This is a genomic window from Anaeromicropila populeti (assembly GCF_900112775.1).
GTDB lineage: Bacteria > Bacillota > Clostridia > Lachnospirales > Lachnospiraceae > Anaeromicropila_A > Anaeromicropila_A populeti.
In genome coordinates this window covers 124,762-143,928 of sequence record NZ_FOYZ01000003.1, presented here as the reverse complement: position 1 = coordinate 143,928, position 19,167 = coordinate 124,762, and the positions used below count along the sequence as shown (strand labels likewise).

The 19,167-nt window shown below is 35.9% G+C and carries 16 protein-coding genes, 1 tRNA gene and 2 pseudogenes; 17 read left to right on the top strand and 2 right to left on the bottom strand.

Annotated features, from left to right (window positions below; genetic code table 11):
• Positions 1 to 15 precede the first annotated feature (15 nt).
• From BM305_RS04795 to BM305_RS04745, 11 genes are all read left to right on the top strand, one after another.
• Positions 16 to 522, top strand: coding sequence for a prepilin-type N-terminal cleavage/methylation domain-containing protein (locus BM305_RS04795; RefSeq protein ID WP_092559569.1), 507 nt, complete (start codon positions 16 to 18; stop codon positions 520 to 522).
• Between the two features lie 15 nt (positions 523 to 537).
• Positions 538 to 1,149: a PilW family protein gene (locus tag BM305_RS04790; protein WP_092559568.1), complete on the top strand. Its 612-nt coding sequence runs from the start codon at positions 538 to 540 to the stop codon at positions 1,147 to 1,149.
• A gap of 65 nt (positions 1,150 to 1,214) precedes the next feature.
• Complete coding sequence (locus BM305_RS04785; RefSeq protein WP_092559567.1) at positions 1,215 to 4,982, top strand: DUF5057 domain-containing protein; 3,768 nt, start codon at positions 1,215 to 1,217, stop codon at positions 4,980 to 4,982.
• A gap of 97 nt (positions 4,983 to 5,079) precedes the next feature.
• Entirely contained in the window at positions 5,080 to 5,538 is a 459-nt protein-coding gene (locus BM305_RS04780; protein WP_092559566.1) for a GtrA family protein, read from the top strand.
• Positions 5,539 to 5,548: 10 nt separating this feature from the next.
• Positions 5,549 to 6,052, top strand: coding sequence for a CYTH domain-containing protein (locus BM305_RS04775; RefSeq protein ID WP_092559565.1), 504 nt, complete (start codon positions 5,549 to 5,551; stop codon positions 6,050 to 6,052).
• 63 nt (positions 6,053 to 6,115) lie between these two features.
• The gene (locus BM305_RS04770) at positions 6,116 to 7,003 is read left to right on the top strand and encodes a sulfide/dihydroorotate dehydrogenase-like FAD/NAD-binding protein (RefSeq protein ID WP_092559564.1); all 888 of its coding nucleotides are present in this window, start codon (positions 6,116 to 6,118) and stop codon (positions 7,001 to 7,003) included.
• 23 nt (positions 7,004 to 7,026) lie between these two features.
• The gene (gene gltA / locus BM305_RS04765) at positions 7,027 to 8,415 is read left to right on the top strand and encodes an NADPH-dependent glutamate synthase (RefSeq protein ID WP_092559563.1); all 1,389 of its coding nucleotides are present in this window, start codon (positions 7,027 to 7,029) and stop codon (positions 8,413 to 8,415) included.
• Between the two features lie 244 nt (positions 8,416 to 8,659).
• Positions 8,660 to 10,279: a putative bifunctional diguanylate cyclase/phosphodiesterase gene (locus BM305_RS04760; RefSeq protein WP_177214551.1), complete on the top strand. Its 1,620-nt coding sequence runs from the start codon at positions 8,660 to 8,662 to the stop codon at positions 10,277 to 10,279.
• 21 nt (positions 10,280 to 10,300) lie between these two features.
• The gene (locus BM305_RS04755; RefSeq protein ID WP_092559561.1) at positions 10,301 to 11,023 is read left to right on the top strand and encodes a lysoplasmalogenase family protein; all 723 of its coding nucleotides are present in this window, start codon (positions 10,301 to 10,303) and stop codon (positions 11,021 to 11,023) included.
• A gap of 71 nt (positions 11,024 to 11,094) precedes the next feature.
• On the top strand, positions 11,095 to 12,069 hold the full coding sequence (locus BM305_RS04750; protein WP_092559560.1) for a DUF5688 family protein: 975 nt from the start codon (positions 11,095 to 11,097) through the stop codon (positions 12,067 to 12,069).
• Positions 12,070 to 12,178: 109 nt separating this feature from the next.
• Positions 12,179 to 13,165, top strand: a complete 987-nt coding sequence (locus BM305_RS04745) for a 2-hydroxyacid dehydrogenase (protein WP_092559559.1) — start codon at positions 12,179 to 12,181, stop codon at positions 13,163 to 13,165.
• 10 nt (positions 13,166 to 13,175) lie between these two features.
• Here BM305_RS04745 and BM305_RS04740 read toward each other — a convergent pair.
• Positions 13,176 to 13,247: transfer RNA gene (locus BM305_RS04740), tRNA-Arg, on the bottom strand.
• A gap of 120 nt (positions 13,248 to 13,367) precedes the next feature.
• Between BM305_RS04740 and BM305_RS04735 the strand changes: the two genes are divergently transcribed.
• The 6 genes and pseudogenes from BM305_RS04735 to BM305_RS18895 all read left to right on the top strand — a co-directional run bounded on the left by BM305_RS04735 (position 13,368) and on the right by BM305_RS18895 (position 18,515).
• A complete protein-coding gene (locus tag BM305_RS04735; RefSeq protein WP_092559558.1) occupies positions 13,368 to 14,057 on the top strand; it encodes a hypothetical protein in 690 nt (229 codons plus the stop codon).
• A 130-nt stretch (positions 14,058 to 14,187) separates the two neighbouring features.
• Entirely contained in the window at positions 14,188 to 14,913 is a 726-nt protein-coding gene (locus BM305_RS04730) for a pseudouridine synthase (protein ID WP_092559557.1), read from the top strand.
• Between the two features lie 31 nt (positions 14,914 to 14,944).
• Entirely contained in the window at positions 14,945 to 16,903 is a 1,959-nt protein-coding gene (gene ligA, locus BM305_RS04725) for an NAD-dependent DNA ligase LigA (RefSeq protein ID WP_092559556.1), read from the top strand.
• 56 nt (positions 16,904 to 16,959) lie between these two features.
• A complete protein-coding gene (metA, locus tag BM305_RS04720; RefSeq protein WP_092559555.1) occupies positions 16,960 to 17,865 on the top strand; it encodes a homoserine O-acetyltransferase MetA in 906 nt (301 codons plus the stop codon).
• Positions 17,866 to 18,197: 332 nt separating this feature from the next.
• Positions 18,198 to 18,346 (top strand): annotated as a pseudogene (locus tag BM305_RS19865) (AAA family ATPase); the annotation flags it as partial.
• Positions 18,347 to 18,359: 13 nt separating this feature from the next.
• Positions 18,360 to 18,515: a hypothetical protein gene (locus BM305_RS18895; RefSeq protein WP_177214550.1), complete on the top strand. Its 156-nt coding sequence runs from the start codon at positions 18,360 to 18,362 to the stop codon at positions 18,513 to 18,515.
• A gap of 443 nt (positions 18,516 to 18,958) precedes the next feature.
• On the opposite strand, the pseudogene BM305_RS19810 reads toward BM305_RS18895, so the two are convergent.
• A pseudogene (locus tag BM305_RS19810) lies at positions 18,959 to 19,120 on the bottom strand (ISNCY family transposase); the annotation flags it as partial.
• Positions 19,121 to 19,167 lie beyond the last annotated feature (47 nt).

Genomic DNA, 19,167 nt, shown 5'->3' with positions numbered 1-19,167 from the left:
AAGGGGTGATGAGAGTTGAAAAATAGTAAAGGATTTAGTTTAATAGAATTAATTATTGTAATTGCTATTTTAGCCATACTGTCAACAGGTGCTGTTGCTGGGCTTTCCAAAATCCGATATGCCAATACAAAGAAATGTGCCAATGAACTGAATACTCTGATAGAAAAGGGCAGAATGCAGGCTATGAGTAAAGCGGGTACATGGTATCTATATGTATATAAGACTTCTGACGGAGTGTATTACAAAATAACAAAAGAAACTACTACTCCTACAGATGGGAACTTGCTGGCAGGGAATTCTATTTCCATTAAATTTCAAAAGGATGGGGCATCAAGTGAGGAAACACTGACAGCAGGCAGTAACCCCATCAAACTCAAATTTTCTAAAAATACAGGTGGATTGCTTGAGGAGTCAGTGACAGGCGGTGCTGCTTACTATAAGTACATTAAAGTAATTGGAAGCAGTACATACAAAATTGAACTGAACAAGTTAACGGGCAAGCACTTTTTAAGTAAAGGGTAGATAAGGAGGTATTAGATGAAATTGAATCAAAAGGGTTTTTCGATTGTTGAGTTATTGATTGCAATGGCACTAACCTCAATTATCTTGACAGGTATTATCTACTTCGTTTCAACAGGAAGCCGAACAGCCAGTATGGCGGAAAATGATGTGGAATTGCAGTCAGAGGCTCAAATTATTATGACACATATTACAAACATTGTACTAGAAGGGAATTATGCAGAAATCATTCCCACCGTAACATCACACAATGACTCTATGCTTAGGGTATATTATTTCGATACTGCCACAAAAACCAGTATCCGGGAGAAGTTCTTTATTTTTAAAGAAAGTGAAGAAAAGATTTATTACTACGAGGTAGATTCTAAAAATATGACTTCATCAGAAATAACAGCTATGGAAACTAAGATTCGAAATGTGTGGACCAGTGACGGCACGGTCGTTGGCAGTCAGGATGATTTGTTGTGTGATTATGTAAAAGGCTTTGACGCAGATTGTTCCCAGTCTCCTAAAATCCAGGTTACACTTAAGCTTTTTAAGCAGGATAAGGAAGTGAATCTGCAAGAAGAGATTTTAATGCGTAATAAGGAGTTTAGAGATGTCCCAGTAAGCAGATTAGTTAATATTTAATGTTTGGGTTTGGAGAATATTGCAAAGAAATGCATTTGGTGAGTTGAGAGGATGGTTAGATAATTATGAAAGATGATTCCAGAAGATACAAAATAGTTGCTGGGGCTACGGCACTCCTGCTGGTTTTTGCCATGCTGGCTTCTGTGGTGCAGAATAATTTTCTGTTTACTAATAAAAAAGATGTTGTAGAGTCTTATTCCGCAGGAACCTATACACCTACTTTGAAGTTTCGGTCCACAAGCCAGTTCCGTGTACTGGAAATTGTTCCTGAAAGAAGTATGGCAGTGCTAGGTTACTCCATTGAAGGAGAAGAGCCTATTGATTTATCGGCTATTGAGAGTACATTTACAGGTACGGAAAGTGATGCAATGACCTATGAGCATCAATGTTCTGATATGAAACAGGTGCTGGGGGATGCATTAAAAATTGTTGATCAAAAATTCGTGAACAATGATTATTTCATTAAATATGTATTAAAAGAGGCGCTAGAGCTTACATCAGCTGAAGTAAATTATTATCTAGATCATAACTGGGTGGATCATATTGCAGTAGATGTGGAAACCATTAATGAGCATCCAGAATTGATTGATGAGGCAGATTTGATATATATCCATGAGGTAGAGGATTACCGTATTGTAACGTTATATGAAAAATATTCAGATGAATATAGGAATGCTTCTGATGAAGATAATTTAGTGCGTTATTATGTAGGAAAGGGGTCTAATAAAGCAGCAATTTCAAATTCATTAGCTTCTGTACCTAATTTTGCTAAAAAAACAATTAAAGAAAGCGGAACTTATAAGGTTGTTGCAAACGACATTTCGTGGGAGGTTGCAAAAAAACTATATGAATACGCCAGAGTCAATGAAATGCCGTTGATTTTATCAGGTGAATTGTTTGAACGTGAGTATACGTCGTTAAATATATATAAGCTGGGTATCATTTTTTCCATGACAGATAATTTTACCCAGGATGAAGCTGCATATGGTTATACAGGCGGTGAAATAGAAGAATCCGAATTGTATTATAAGATATTTGAGCAAAACGATTTTAAAAATGGATTTTCATTTAAAAAAGTAAAATCCTTGTATTATGATAAGTCAAAAAATAATTTAATGACACCACGAAGTGGAAGTATTACAAAGGGTATCATCAACAGTGATAAAATATATGGTAAAGGCATCGACTGGTCAAATTCTAACCAGACTATAGCAGCAACGATAGCAGATACTTATTCCAGCGAGGTGTACTGGGGGTATGATACAGTTGCAGAAGCAATGCTTTTGGCAATGGGGTATGTGGATAATGGCGATGCATTCAGAAATTTGAAAGAAGCACTAAAAGCTGCAACACAAAATAAGAAATCTACTTATGTAGCCAGAGGCTATATTGGTGACGATTCTGTTACGACGGTTATGGCAATTGGTCATGGTAATGGTATGAATGCGTTAATTGATAATATGATAAGTAGTACCAATGCAAAGGACGTCATCACCGTTATTGCAAATGCAAATAAACCAAGATTCCGCGTATTGGATTTGGAGCCATCCGTTGAATTCAGCTTGTCAAAGTCTGAAGTTAGGAAGTGGTTCCCAGATACAATGAAAAGTAAATATAATCCATTGGTAGTTTATATGTCTATGGCTGAATTTATTGGAAGTGAAGACGATTTAAACAGTGAATATGATTTGATTTATATTGGTTCTTGTCAGGGAACATTACTAGATGCATATAAGTTCTATGAAACTGGCATCATGGCAGAAAGCACTGCATTACAGTCCAGTAATGGAACGGATTCAGCAGAATTTTATTATTCTGGTAATGATATTACCTTGAGAAAAGTCAAAGAAATAGAAGCCTTTATCGCTGCTGGCTATCCAGTTGTCTATCGAGATGATGTTACAAGCTTAGTTGCAGATTTAGACAGTCAGACTGCTTCAACCGGTAAGAGTACAATTTTCCAGGAATTTTTCAATAACAATAAAGCTAAAATGAAGGCACAAGGTAGCTTTACTGGTTCCAATAAACTGGCAGATTCTGATATAGACAAAGGAAAAGCTCAGGTTTATTTATTGAATAGCAATAAAGAGTGGTATTATAAAGAGGGCATGGATCGCTCGAAAGGAATTTCTGGTGTGTCTGGATTCGATAATATGAGTTTTTATGTAAAAACACCAGGAAGCTATAAGGCTTATTTATACGTTGACAGTAACAATGATGGTATCTTTAATCGTTGGAAATATAATGCAGGTGCATCGGCAGAGTGGAAACAAAACAACAACTTTGAAAGTGAAATCTGGAGCAAAAGCTTTTCCAGTACGTCTGGCGGATCGATAATTGATGTTTCTGGATCGGCATTTAAGGCCAATGTGTTTGGAGGAGGATTGCCTTGGAGGCTGGAAGTTGTAAAGATGGATTCCTCTGGCAATGAGTCGGGAATCAGAAGCAGTGTATCTGGTGTAGTTTACTATAATAAAGCAAAGCAGATATTAAAGGTATTGCATGTTGGAGATGATGGTTCTAAGAATCTACTGACCAGCGCAAATGCTTCTTCCTATTTCAATCAGTATATTAATAAAACCACTGTTTCAAATGATTACGATATTAACGTGACATTTATGGATGTGGATGATATAGGCAATGTTCAAGATGAAATGAAAAATTTTGATATTTGTATCTATGGATTCCTAGATGATGGAAGAGAATTGTCTGCCAACGAAGCAGCAGTTGCGGCAGGTTTGGTGGATGTTTCTAAAACGGGAAAAGGAATTATTATTGTAGGAGATTGTTTAACAGCGAACAATCGAGCAGGTATTAATAAAACAGGTATGAATTCAAATATACCGTATCGAAGCTTGTTAAATATGGATCGTAATTATGAGAAACTAGCAGACGCTGATAAAGCAGTAAGAGATACCTTCTGGCTAGAAGGATTTACCTATATTACATTAAATGAAAACTCTTCCACTGCCAATTTTAAGTATTCTCATTTGAATAAGACAGATTACACTACAAATGTAGTTACACAGGTGAATCCAGGAAAGATCACAGAGTATCCGTATACAATTGATACAAAAGCAAAGGATTTTTCAGCGGTGAGAGCCGGTAATTATCAATTGAATCTGGAAGAGGATGCGGTTACAGAAAAGAATATTATAACATATTATTGTTTGGGAGATACCGATGCCAATAATCAAGGGCTGTATACAGTTTCCGACAATAATGCTACAAACAATTATTACTTGTTCCAGAATGACAATATTTATTATACTGGAATTACAAAGACAGCATTTTCTACTTCAGAATCAGAGGTGAAATTATTTGTAAATACAATCGTTGCTGCACTGCACCATGAGAAAAGAATGGATATTACCATAGAAAAGCTTGCTAAGAGTGTTGACAATGTTGGTTATCGTCAATATTTTACCTATGCAGACTATGATTTTCAGGCAGATGCATTCTTGAAAGAAACAGAGGATATCACATTTTCTGTGGACTGTGTGGGAATGGACTCTACGGACATTGTTTGTGAATTGTTAGTTATAAATCCAGATACAACGGTATCAGAACTGTTGGATAAGGCTTGGAATCGTGTAAGAATTAAGGATTCTGCTGGAAATGTTGTAGCAGATTCCACATTAACAGGCTCTACTGCATCAGCAGTGGCATCATTAGATAAGGGCAAACAGTATTCCTTTCCACTGCCGCTTCATTATCTGTCAGGCAGCAATGCTGAGGCAGTGATACAGATTAAAGCGACCGATAAGAAGAGTGGAAAAGTGGCAATTGCAGATATTCAAGTATTAAAAAATGCACTATTTGAATTAAATTAATATAGGTTTTTATAGAAGAGGGTGTGTAAAAGCATCCTCTTTTGAGTATATATTGCAGAGTGAGAAGAGCTTTGTTATAATAATTTTACGATACTTTATGAAAGAAGAGAAAGGGCTAAGGATAAGGGGTATGATAAATAAACTATTAGGGATTGCGAAGAAAAACAGGGAAATTATTGCATATGTCATTGTAGGAGGGATTACAACAGTTGCCAATATTGTGACGTATAAAGTATTGTTTGACTATTGCCATGTAGCTAACTGGACTGCCAATTTAATTGCATGGGTAGTAGGAGTCATAATTGCCTATGTACTCAGCAACAAATTTGTATTTCTTGAGGATGAACAGAACCGGCAAAGTGAACTGAGTAAGATTTGGAAGTTCACAAGTGCAAGACTGGTAACATTGGCCATTGACGAGGCTGGTATGATAGTAATGGTAGATAGTTTAAAACTAAATAGTGACTTTTCCAAAATATTTATGAATATAATTGTGATTGTATTAAATTATATATTTAGTAAGGTATTTGTATTTCGAAGTGGAAAGAAGAAGTAAGGAGTAAAAGATGGAGATTGAAAGAAAGTTTCTTGTAAAGACTCTTCCTGAGAAGCTGGAACAGTATGAGAAGAAAGAAATCGAACAGGGTTATCTGTGTACTAATCCAACAGTCCGTATCCGGAAATGTAATGAGGAATATATTTTGACCTATAAGTCACGGTTTGGAATCCCAGAGTCACTGGAGAGAACCGCAAAGGTTTGTAATGAAGTAGAAGTTCCTTTAAATGAAGAGGGTTATTGGCATTTAAAGGCAAAAGTGGATGATCATATGGTGTATAAAACCAGATACCTAGTTCCTATTGCAGATGAACTGAAGGCGGAAGTGGATGTATTTCATGGGAATTTGGATGGACTTTTACTGGTAGAAGTCGAATTTAAGGAGGAAGAGGCTGCAAATCAATTTTCTATACCCAGCTGGTTTGGGGAAGATGTGAGTCTGGATAAAAGGTTCACAAATGTTTATTTGTCGAAAGTAGAAAACATTTTGCTACTTAATTTAACTTTAGTGTAGATTTTTTATCAATTCTCAATTATAATAGGAAAAGATAATTCAATTTTTATGGAGGATAAGTGCATGTTTAAAATCGTTAAAAAACAGTATCTGGCAAACAACATTTATTTAATGGATGTTTTGGCACCAAGAGTTGCAAAATCATGTTTTCCAGGTCAGTTTGTAATTGTGAAGATGGATGAAAAGGGAGAACGTATCCCCCTGACAATTTGTGATTATGATAGACAAGCAGGAACAGTTACTATAGTATTCCAGTCAGTTGGTGCATCTACTAAGATTATGGCAGAATATGAGGAAGGTGAGTCATTCCGCGATTTTGTTGGTCCACTGGGATGTCGTTCAGAGTTGATTGATGAAGAACCAGAGGAATTAAAAGCAAAAAAAATCTTATTTGTTGCAGGTGGAGTGGGAACAGCACCTGTATATCCACAGGTAAAGTGGATGAAAGAAAATGGTTACGATGTAGACGTAATCATAGGTGCAAGAAATAAGGATTTAATTATATTAGTGGAAGAAATGAAGCAGTGGGCTGAGAATGTATATGTATGTACAGATGATGGTTCACTTGGTTTTAAGGGAAATGTTAATGATCAGATTAAGGACTTAGTGAATAATCAGGGAAAAAGCTATGATCTGGTAGTTGCAATTGGCCCGCTTATTATGATGAAGTTTGTTTCAATTTTAACAAAAGAACTTGGTATTAAGACAATTGTAAGTATGAACCCAGTTATGGTTGACGGAACTGGTATGTGTGGAGCATGTCGTTTAACTGTTGGCGGCAAGGTGAAGTTTGCATGTGTAGACGGACCAGAATTTGATGGACATCTTGTAGACTTTGATGAGTCTATGAAGAGACAGCAGATGTACAAAACAGAAGAAGGCAGAGAAGTGCTGAAATTACAAGAAGGTGACACACATCATCATGGCGGCTGCGGCTGCGGCGGCAATTAATTGGGAAAGGATAGGTAAAGGAAATGGCAGTTGATGTTTTAAAGAGAATTCCTGTAAGAGAGCAGGAACCACAAGTACGTGCGAAAAACTTTGAAGAAGTTTGTTTAGGATATAATCAGGAAGAGGCTATGGATGAGGCTACAAGATGTCTGCAATGTAAAAACGCAAAGTGTATCCAAGGCTGTCCTGTTTCAATTGATATTCCAAGCTTTATTGGCAAGGTAAAAGAAGGAGATATTGCAGAAGCATATCAGATTATTAGTAAATATTCAGCATTGCCAGCTGTTTGTGGACGTGTATGCCCACAGGAGAGTCAGTGTGAAAGCAAGTGTATCAGAGGGATTAAAGGTGAACCAGTTTCTATTGGTAAGTTAGAACGTTTTGTGGCTGACTGGGCAAGGGAAAATGGAATTAAGCCAAATGCACCAGAAGCTACCAATGGTATTAAGGTTGCTGTGATTGGTTCTGGTCCTGCGGGATTAACTTGCGCAGGAGATTTAGCAAAAGCCGGATATGAAGTTACTATTTTTGAAGCATTACATGAAGCAGGCGGTGTTTTATCATATGGTATTCCTGAATTCCGTCTTCCAAAGCAGACAGTTGTTGCATCAGAAATTGAGAACGTGAAATCTTTAGGTGTTAAGATAGAAACAAATGTTGTGATTGGTAAGTCAACAACTATTGATGAGCTATTACAGGAAGAGGGATTTTCCGCAGTATTTGTTGGATCTGGTGCAGGACTTCCTAAATTTATGAACATTCCAGGGGAAAATGCCAATGGTGTATTTTCTGCCAATGAATATCTGACCAGAAATAATTTAATGAAAGCATTTGATGAAAGCTATGCTACACCGATTAAAGGCGGTAATAAGGTAGCTGTTGTTGGTGGGGGTAATGTAGCAATGGATGCTGCCAGAACAGCTCTTCGTTTAGGCGCAGAAGTTCATATTATCTATCGTAGAGGCGAGTCAGAGCTTCCAGCCAGAGTAGAAGAAGTGCATCATGCAAAAGAGGAAGGAATCATTTTCGATCTTCTGACAAATCCAAAGGAAATTATTGTGAATGAAGATGGCTGGGTAAGTGGTATCAAAGTGGTTGATATGGAACTGGGTGAACCAGATGCATCTGGAAGAAGAAGTCCAGTTGAAAAAGCAGGTTCTGAACATATAATTGATGTGGATACAGTAATTATGTCTTTAGGTACAAGTCCTAACCCATTAATTTCTTCAACAACCGATGGATTAGAAGTGAATAAATGGCAGTGTATTATGGCTGATGAGGCAAATGGAGCAACTTCAAAGGAAGGTGTATTTGCTGGTGGTGATGCTGTAACAGGAGCTGCAACGGTTATTTTAGCTATGGGTGCTGGTAAGGCAGCAGCAAAGGGAATCGAGGAATTCTTAAAGAAATAGAGAATGTAGTATAATATTTACAAAAGCGCTTATTAATTTCAGTTGATGGAACTAGTAAGCGCTTTTTTGACAAAATACGACTTAGTTTTCGGGTTTTGTGGAAGAATCAAGGAAAAAACAGTTGATGTGTTATGGCAGATATGTTACAATAGTATTAAAGATGTTTATCAAATTAAATTACATATTTTCTATTTCTTACAGAATTGAGAATAATATATTGGTAATCGGTGGGGGTTTTCTATTAATGAAAATAAATATTTTTGCTTTGATGTTATACCAATTTGATAATAAATCAGGTTTGTTGTTAACCTTTATTGCGATTGCTCTGGTGATTACAATTGTCTTTATGCTGATTAATATGAGAAGAAGGATTGTGGCAGAAGCAGATGCGTTTGAGGCTAAAAGGCAGTTGGAAGATAATTATGTAAAGCTGGAAGAAGCATATGAAAAAGTAAAGCATACGCAGAAGGAACTGGCACAAAAATATGAAGAGCTGAAGCGCAGCGAAGAGCGGAATAAAAAGCTTGCATTTACAGATTATCTGACAGATTTACCGAACCGCGTTGCATTTTCGGAAAAGCTGGATCATATACTGGCAACGATCAGACCTTCTGAGAACATTGCCATCATGTATATTGATTTGGATAATTTTAAGAATATTAACGATGTTTTGGGTCATTCCTATGGAGATGAACTTTTAATTGATGTAACAGACCGTATCCGGCAGGTACTGGACGAGAATGATTTCTTTTCCAGGTTTGGCGGTGATGAGTTCATTATTCTTACACAGAATTTTGTGGATGAAGGTGAGTATGAACAAAAGATTAAGAAGATTCAGAAGGTATTCAGTTATCCATTCGTTTTATCAACACGAGAATTTTTTGTTACGACAAGTATTGGAGTAGCCTTTGCACCAAAGGATGGGAAGACAACGCAGATGCTCATTAAGAATGTTGATGCGGCAATGTATGTGGCAAAAGGAATGGGCAAAAGCACATACTGTTTTTATGATGAAAAGATTAACAATAGTCTTATGGATAAGATAGAATTACAGTCCGAACTTCGTACTGCAATAGAGAACAACGAATTTGATGTATACTATCAGGCACAGATCGATTTGGAAAAGGATCGGATTGTTGGTTTTGAAGCTTTGGTACGTTGGAATCATCCAACAAAAGGATTAATTACCCCAGCTGGTTTTGTACAAGTGGCAGAAGAGACAGGGTTAATTGTTCCTATTGGACAATGGGTGCTCCTTGAGGCATGCAAGCAGCTGAAGCAGTGGGAAGAAGCAGGGTTTACAGAAATCAATATTGCTGTTAATTTGTCTGCGAGGCAGTTTAAAGATGCAGATATTGTAGAAACTGTATGTGAAGTTATAAAGGAAACGAAAATCGATCCAAATAAATTGGAATTAGAAATAACGGAATCAATTGCATTAGAAAACATGAGTTATTCGATTGCAATGATTCAGAAACTGAAATCAATTGGAGTAAAATTTTCGCTGGATGATTTTGGAACAGGCTACTCTTCCATGAATTATTTAAAGCATCTTCCAGTGAATAACTTGAAAATTGACAAGAGTTTTCTAGATACGGTTATGGAAGATCAGAATGATCAAAAGATTGTATCAACTATTATTACATTAGCTCAGACTTTAGATTTGGTCGTAATTGCAGAAGGTGTTGAAAGCAATGAACAAGCTGTATTCTTAAAAAATGTTCATTGTGATAAGGCACAAGGATATTTATATAGTAAGCCAATTCCGCAAAAGGATGCAGGTTTTTTATTAGAGAAGCTTCGAGAAAGAAGGAACCATGCGAATCTGACATTGGAACAGGCACTTAGAGAGGCAGAGGCATAAGAAAATATAAGGATAGGATAGATGCAGAATATAGTAGATAAGGGTAAAAAATATTTTATTTGTACAGTTACAGGAATATTTTTATTAATAGAAGCGGTTATTTATGTGGCATTTCTTAGTTTGGATATAGCAAACAGCCATAGTGATTATTCTACTGGGATGAAATTTATAGGAATCAGCTTATGTTTGTTCTATAGCATAATCTGCTTTTTAATGAAGGAAGATAAAAACTTAGAAAATAATATAGTAACATTGGCTATTACGACAACTGTAATAGCTGATGTTTTTTTGCTTTTATTAAATAGACACTACACAATCGGGCTGTTATTCTTTAACATAACACAGGTTTGCTATGGAATAAAAATTTATTTATCAAGAAGGAAAAAGGGAAGCTTATTTTTTATTATACGGTTCGTGACCTTTCTGGCTCTAATCTGGATAGTTGGTTGGAGAAAGGTATCGATTGATTTGCTTGTTTTGTTAACAGGTTTTTACTTTGTCAATTTATTTTATAATGTAATTGGAAGCTGTTTACAGTGGAAGAAAAATGTATTATTTGCGGTAGGTATGCTGTTATTTCTTTGCTGTGACATTCAAGTGGGCATTTTTAACATAAGCCAGTATATTTCGATTGAAGGCGAACTTTTTAAAAAACTTTTTGCATTTAGTCAGATAGGGATGTGGTTATTTTATTTGCCAAGCCAGGTATTGCTAACATTAAGCAATCGTTGGAGTGAAAAATAAAATAATGTATTGATTTATATGGTTTTTCTTGGTAAAATGTAGAGGCAGCACGAAATAGAAAGGAGTATTGAATGGAGTATTTAGAATTTGTTAAGACAGTAGAGAGCAAAATTAAAGAAAGGGCAGGTGAAGGGTATACAGTACGAGTGAATCAAGTAGTAAAAAATAACGAAGTCTATTTGGACGGGCTGGTTATTTTAAAGGAAGAGAGCAAAATTTCTCCTAATATTTATTTGAATGGTTATTATGAACAATATTTAAAAGGAAAGACGGTAGAAGAAGTAGTTCTGGAAATTTGGGAGATTTATGAGGCTTCCTTTCATTCGGAGGTGATAAAAGAGTTTGATTTACCATTGGATTTAGACTCCCAAAAAGATAAGATTATATTCCGATTGGTTCATTACGAACGGAATAAGGAGCGTTTAAAGGGAATTCCCCATTTGAGATTTTTGGATTTAGCAATTACATTCCATTGTCTCGTTTCTAGAGGAGAACTTGGAGTTAGTACTTTAACGATTACTAATATAATAAAGCAGAAATGGAAGATTTCATTAAATGAATTAATGAGATATGCTGTGAAAAACACCCAACAGTTATTTCCAGTGTCAATACGGCGTATGGAAGAAGTGATATTTGATATTATGCAATCGGAGTTAATCAGCTTAGCTGGTGAATCGCCAGAAGAGGAATCAGATTCTTATGCTTGTCAGGTTCATGAACTCATACAGGAGATATTGGAGATGAAACGAGTGCCGGAACCGTATGGCATGTATGTGATGTCGAATCTTTCAGGAGTCAATGGTGCAGCCTCATTGCTGTATGAAGAAGTTTTGCAGGAATTTGCCTGTTCTATTCAGTCTAATTTATATATCTTACCAAGTAGTATTCATGAAATTATTATTATTCCCTATTCAAATGCATTAAATGTGCAGCAGCTAAAATCTATGGTAAAGGAAGTAAATCAAACACAGGTTCCAAGAGAAGATATTCTAAGTGATCGTGTCTATATTTATTCTTATCAAGAACATTCATTTCAAATCATGTAATTTTATTCAGTAAAGAAAGTCATTTATTCCATAACATACATATTCTAATAAGCATAGTTATAAGCATTTTTACAAATCTTATTCTTAAAAAGAAAAGGATGAGAAAAAGATGAAAACGATAAGCTTTTTTGACACAAAACCTTATGATAAAGTTTATTTCGATGCGTATAAAGCAAAATATCATATTGATATTATTTATCATGAAACGAAACTAAATAAGGGCTCTGCAATTCTGGCAAAAAACAGTCAGGGTGTATGTGCTTTTGTAAATGACACCTTGGACAGAGAAACATTAGAAACCTTATGCGAAAGTGGAATTGAAATTGTGGCGATGCGTTGTGCAGGCTATAATAATGTGGACTTGAAATTTGCAAAAGGAAAAATTCATATTGTCCGAGTGCCAGCGTATTCGCCTCATGCAGTAGCAGAAGCAACAATGGGAATGCTTTTAACATTAAATCGAAAATTTCATCGTGCCTATAACCGGACAAGAGAATATAATTTTAGTATAAATGGATTAAATGGATTTGATTTATATGGAAAAACCATTGGTGTAGTGGGAACTGGGCAAATAGGAAGAATATTTATCAAAATATGCAAAGGATTTGGTATGAACATTCTTGCCTATGACCCATATCCTGCTCAAGATGCTGATTTTCAATATGTAGATTTTAATGAATTATGTGAGAAATCAGATATTATTTCGCTGCATTGTCCGCTAACTAAGGAAAGCCATTACATTATCAATCAAAAATCCATTGAGAAAATGAAGCAGGGAGTTTATATTATCAATACATCCCGAGGTGCGCTGATAGATAGTGATGATCTGCTGGAAAATATTAAATCTGGTAAAATTGGTGGAGCTGCTTTAGATGTATATGAAGAGGAATCGGATTTCTTTTTTGAAGATTTGTCAAATACGATTGTGCATGATGATGTATTATCTCGATTAATATCTATGCCAAATGTTTTAGTAACCTCTCACCAGGCATTTTTTACGAATGAAGCAATTGAAAATATTGCAAAAACTACGTTGGGAAATTTTCAGGAATTTTTTGATGTAGGCACTTTGACAAATGAAGTCTGCTATAAATGAGCATAAAAAATGCACCTGACAGGAGTCGAACCTGCGCACATGGCTTCGGACGCCACTGCTCTATCCACTGAGCTACAGATGCTAAAAAGTACTTTTCTATTATATATGGAAAATTGAAAAAAGTAAATAGCAGATTGCTTTTTCTTTAAAATTTTGTTACTATTATAGAGGAAATAACAAAAGTATTAGAAAAGGTGAACTTATGAAATTAAAATACAAGAAAATAGTGCTTCTGATTACGTTAGGAACTATGTTTATTGGTTTTGTAACATTATCTCTTAGTAAGCCAGTCAAAAATAAATCAAAAGCTGACAGTGTTGAGACAAGTGCAGGACAAATCAGCGTGGATAGTACCGAGTTTACAAAGCAGACCTATGAAGGTGAGGCCGGGGAAATAATTCTTGAGAAAGATGCTTATGATGAAGTGAACCAACTGGTGAAAGACTATCTGAATGCAAGAGTACGTTGTGATATGGATGCATTGAGCAGTCTTGTCAGTGATGTGAGTTATCTAAGTGAAAAGACATTGCAAGAAAAAAGTGAATATATTGAAGGCTATCAGAATATTGAATGTTATACGGTAAAAGGTCTGGAAGAGGACAGCTACATTGTATATGTATATAGTGAAGTGAAGATTTTGGATATTGATACACCAGCACCAGGGCTTACAAGTATTTATATTCGTAAGACAGATGATGACAAGCTATGTGTGTATTTTGGTGTCTTGGATGAAGAAACACAGAACTATATGAAAGAAGCTGCTGAGTGCGAAGGGGTACAGGAACTGATTCGTTCAGTGGATAATCGTTTTACAGAAGCTCTTCAAAAGGATGAGAAATTAAATGAGTTTGACAAGAAGCTTGAGAATTCTGCTAAGAATAGTAACAGCTGATATTTTATAGGAATGAAAAAGGTGTTGCAAATGAAGGTTGTATACCATATTTACACGGGAACAATAGGATTTGCAGCACCTGCTTTATGAAGAAATGAATTGACTTTTAAAGGATAAGGGTGAGAGATAGATGGGAAAGGATAATTTAGCAGAGGACGCTATTCGCTTAAATAAATACATGAGTGATGCTGGATTTTGTTCCAGACGTGAGGCAGACCGTCTGATTGAGCAAGGGAAAGTTACCATTGATGGGCAAAAAGCAGCACTAGGAGATAAAATATTTTGGAATCAGATTATTGCAGTTAACGGCAGAGAAATAGAGCGAGAAGAAAAAAGAATCTTAATTGCTTTTCATAAGCCCAGGGGAATTGTATGTACCACAAGTAAAAATGATCCAGATAATATCGTAGATTATATTCATATGGATAAAAGGATTTATCCCATTGGGAGGCTGGATAAAGATTCAGAGGGGCTTATTCTGCTAACTAATAAGGGCGATATTGTAGACGACATTTTACGTGGAAGTAATCACCATGAAAAGGAATATGTGGTTACAGTGAATAAAAAAATTACCTCTGATTTTGTCAGAAAAATGGAGCAGGGAGTCCCTATATTAGATACGGTAACACGTCCTTGCAAAATTGAGGTAATAGGAGATTATCAGTTTAAAATTGTCATTACTCAGGGATTGAACCGGCAGATACGAAGAATGTGTGAGTATTTTGAATATCGGGTAATCCGGCTGAGGCGTGTTCGAATTATGAATATTTTGTTAGGAAATCTGAAAGAAGGTACTTATCGTGGGGTAACGGATAAGGAATTTAGTGAATTAAAGCGGTTGTTAAAGAAGAGATAGATAAAACGGTATTGTGGAAAGGAAATTGTTTATGGACAAAAAACTGCGTATGCGTGAACTTGTAACACTTTTAAATGAGGCAGGAAAAGCCTATTATCAAGAAGCTAATGAGATTATGAGTAATTTTGAATATGATAAACTTTATGATGAGCTTCTTTCACTGGAAAAGGAATTAGGAACTGTTTTGTCAAATAGTCCAAGCATCCATGTGGGCTATGAAGTTTTAAGTGAACTTCCTAAGGAGCGTCATATGTCGGCAATGCTTTCCCTTGATAAAACCAAAGAGGTTGGTACATTAAAATCTTGGCTTGGGAATCAGACAGGAATTTTGTCATGGAAGCTAGATGGATTGACCATTGTATTAACCTATGAAAATGGTAAACTGATGAAAGCTGTAACGAGAGGAAATGGTGAAATAGGAGAGGTTATCACAAATAATGCAAAGGTTTTTGCCAATATTCCTTTAGAAATCAGCTATCAGGGAACTCTTGTTTTAAGAGGAGAGGCACTTATTAAGTATTCTGATTTTGAGAAAATTAACAGCCAAATTGCCGATGTGGATGCCAAATATAAAAATCCAAGAAACTTGTGCAGTGGATCAGTTCGTCAGCTTAATAATGAAATTACAGCGAAAAGAAGCGTGTATTTTTTTGCATTTGCGTTGGTACAGGCAGCAGGAACTGATTTTGAAAATTCCAGGGAAAAGCAAATGAAATGGCTGGAAGAACAAGGATTTGATGTGGTGGAAAGCAGAAAAGTCACAAAGGATACCATTGAAGAAAGTGTTGAGTGGTTTTCCCAGCAGGTTGGGAAAACTGATTTTCCGTCTGACGGCTTGGTACTAATTTTAGACGACATCGCTTATGGGCAGTCATTGGGAACTACATCAAAGTTTCCAAGGGATGCCATTGCATTTAAATGGGCAGACGAAATTCGAGAAACTAAATTATTAGAGATTGAATGGAGTGCTTCCAGGACTGGTTTAATTAATCCGGTTGCGATTTTTGAACCAGTGGAGTTGGAAGGAACTACAGTAAGCAGAGCCAGTGTTCATAATGTAAGTATTCTGGAGGGTCTGGAACTTGGAATAGGGGATACTGTTGAAGTGTATAAGGCTAATATGATTATACCACAGATTGCCAGAAATCTGACTAGAAGCAATTCAGTAGTAATTCCAGAGACATGTCCAGTATGTGGAGGAAAAACAGAGGTTCGCAGCGATCATTCCAGCCAAAATGTAAAATCACTGTATTGCACAAATCCAGAGTGTATTGCGAAAAAAATCAAGCTGTTTTCTCATTTTGTCGGAAGAAATGCTATGAATATAGATGGACTTTCGGAAGCAACGGTTGAAAAGCTGATACAAAAGGGATATATAAAAGAATTAGCTGATTTGTATCATTTAAAGGATCACCAGGAGGGAATTGTTTCTATGGAGGGGTACGGAGAAAAATCCTTTGAAAACTTAATGCAATCCATAGAAAAGTCCAGAAATGTCCAAGTGGAGAATTTTCTGTTTAGTTTAGGGATAGAGAACATAGGACTATCTACTGCCAAATTAATCGTAAAGGCGTTTGGAAGTGATATTCATAAATTGATGGAATTGTCCTCTGGAGATTTATTAGACGTTAGTGGAATCGGGGATATCATTGCAGATACTTATGTGTCTTATTTCCAAAAGGAGCAAAACAGGAAAAATGTGCAGCACTTGATTCATGAGCTTCATTTTGTTACAGAGGAAAATGAAGAAGAGCCAATTTTTACAGATATGGTTTTTGTTATAACAGGTTCTGTTAATCATTTTGCAAACCGGAACGAGGTGAAGGATGTAATTGAAAAAAGAGGCGGCAAGGTTACTGGTTCGGTTACATCAAAGACTAACTATTTAATTAATAATGATAATACTTCTAATTCATCAAAAAATAAGAAGGCAAAGGAATTAGGGATTCCGATTATTACAGAAGAAGAATTTATGCAGATGCTTAGTTGATATTTGTATTTTATTATGATAGAATAAGGGGAGTTTTGGAAGGAAGATGATGAAAAATGCCAATTAAAGTACAGAGTAATTTGCCAGCAAAAAGAGTACTGGAGAATGAAAATATATTTATTATGGATGAAAACAGAGCAATTGAGCAGGACATCCGGCCGTTGCAGATTGCTATTTTGAACTTGATGCCTCTTAAGGAGGACACAGAAGTCCAGCTTTTAAGGTCTTTATCTAATACACCGTTACAGGTAGATATTACATTTTTAACAACAGCATCTTATATTGGGAAAAATACACCAGCCAGCCATCTAGATAAGTTTTATATGACATTTGAAGAAGTAAAGCACATGAAATTTGACGGCTTGATTATTACAGGTGCGCCAGTAGAAACCATGGAATTTGAAGAGGTTCAGTATTGGGAAGAGCTGGTTCAGATTATGGAATGGTCAAAAACCAACATTACCTCGACACTTCATATATGCTGGGGAGCCCAGGCAGGAATTTATTATCATTATGGAGTGCGGAAGTACGACCTTGAGGAAAAAATGTTTGGGGTGTTTGAACATCGTGTCCTGCACCGAAAGGTTCCGTTAATGCGTGGATTTGACGATGTGTTCTTTGCCCCTCATTCTAGGCACACAGGGACATGCAGTGAAGATATCCTGAAGGAAGAACGGCTGACTATATTAGCGCAGTCTGAGGAGGCTGGTGTTTATCTTGCTATTGCAGAGGAAGGTAAACAGATTTTTGTATTTGGACATCCTGAGTACGATCGTATGACGCTGGACTCGGAATACAAGCGTGATTTTGAAAAGGGAGCTGAGATTAAGCTTCCTGTTAATTATTATCCGGGGAATGACTGCAATGAAAAGCCTTTGCTAACCTGGAGGGGACATTCCAATGCGTTGTATACTAATTGGCTGAATTATTATGTATATCAGAGGACGCCGTATGAGTTATAGGAAAGTTAAGGAAAGACGCACGATTGCAGAGCTTGACTGATGTTATTTTAATAAATGGTTTTCTTATTTTTTCTTAAATATTCTTAAAAGATTTTATTTATTTGGAGTAAAAATGGAGTAATAAATGAAAAAAAATGGAGTGTAAAACCTGCTAAATGAATATGATAAGCAATAAAAAAAGGATAATCAGAATGTGTTTGGTTGTCCTTTTTTTGTTGCTTAAAAGCAACAGAATGCACATATTACCTTTTTTCCTAAGCCAGAGTCGCGCAGCTCTGGCTTAAATTATGGAAAAGGGTATGGAAAAATAAAAAGGAAAGAAGGAGTTTGAAATGAATAATAAAGTAATTGCAGTAGTAAATCAAAAAGGTGGAGTGGGAAAACAACTACTACTTTAAATTTAGGCTATGCGTTAGCAAATCAGGAAAAGAAAGTTTTACTGGTGCATTTTGACCCACAGGGAAGCTTAATCGTATCTCTTAGGAATGATGATAATGATACAAACTACAATAGCTAATCCTATTGGGTGCGTAATTGAAGATAAAACACTTCCTGATAAGAAGAATTATATTATCACGATTGGAAATATGGATCTGATACCATATAATATTGTTTTGTCTGCGATTGAGCTAAGCCGGGAAGGGTTATAAGTAATGTTGTAAAAAGGGTTAGAAAGATAAGAATTGTAATAGGAAGGGAATTAGAGGAATGAAGAATTGAAGATGTGTGGAATTATGGGAGCTGGCATGGAACGTGCGACAGATTTTCTTTTTTTACCACATCAGGTGTTTTGCTATGACACCTAAATTATACAATAAAAGATCATATATTGAAAAAGAAAATATTATATATAGATTTATTACAAATAATAGTATATAATTTAGTATAACTAATAGATTGTGAATTATTGGGGAAATAAAAGGGATTGTTGGATGTTGTAGCGCAGGAATATATAAAAGCGGAAAAATAGAACGTTATAGTTGGTGGACTGATTCATATAAAAACATTGTAGAAATAGCTTTAGGAATATACCTCATGTTATGGGTAGAGATTTAACAGAATATGAAATATATATGTAACCCATAGACACTGTCTATGCAATCAGTGGTTTTAAACTTCTAATGTATGGATGCTGATATATTTTGTCAGCTAATACAACGGTCATAAGTTGAGCGATTCCAGAAAGGAATAGGTCAGCATAATTTTTTTCAGGATAAACATAAATCATTCTGCCATAGGATGAAGTGTTACATGGAGTTTAACAAACGCCTAATATATGGCAATAGGAAAAGGAGGAAAAAG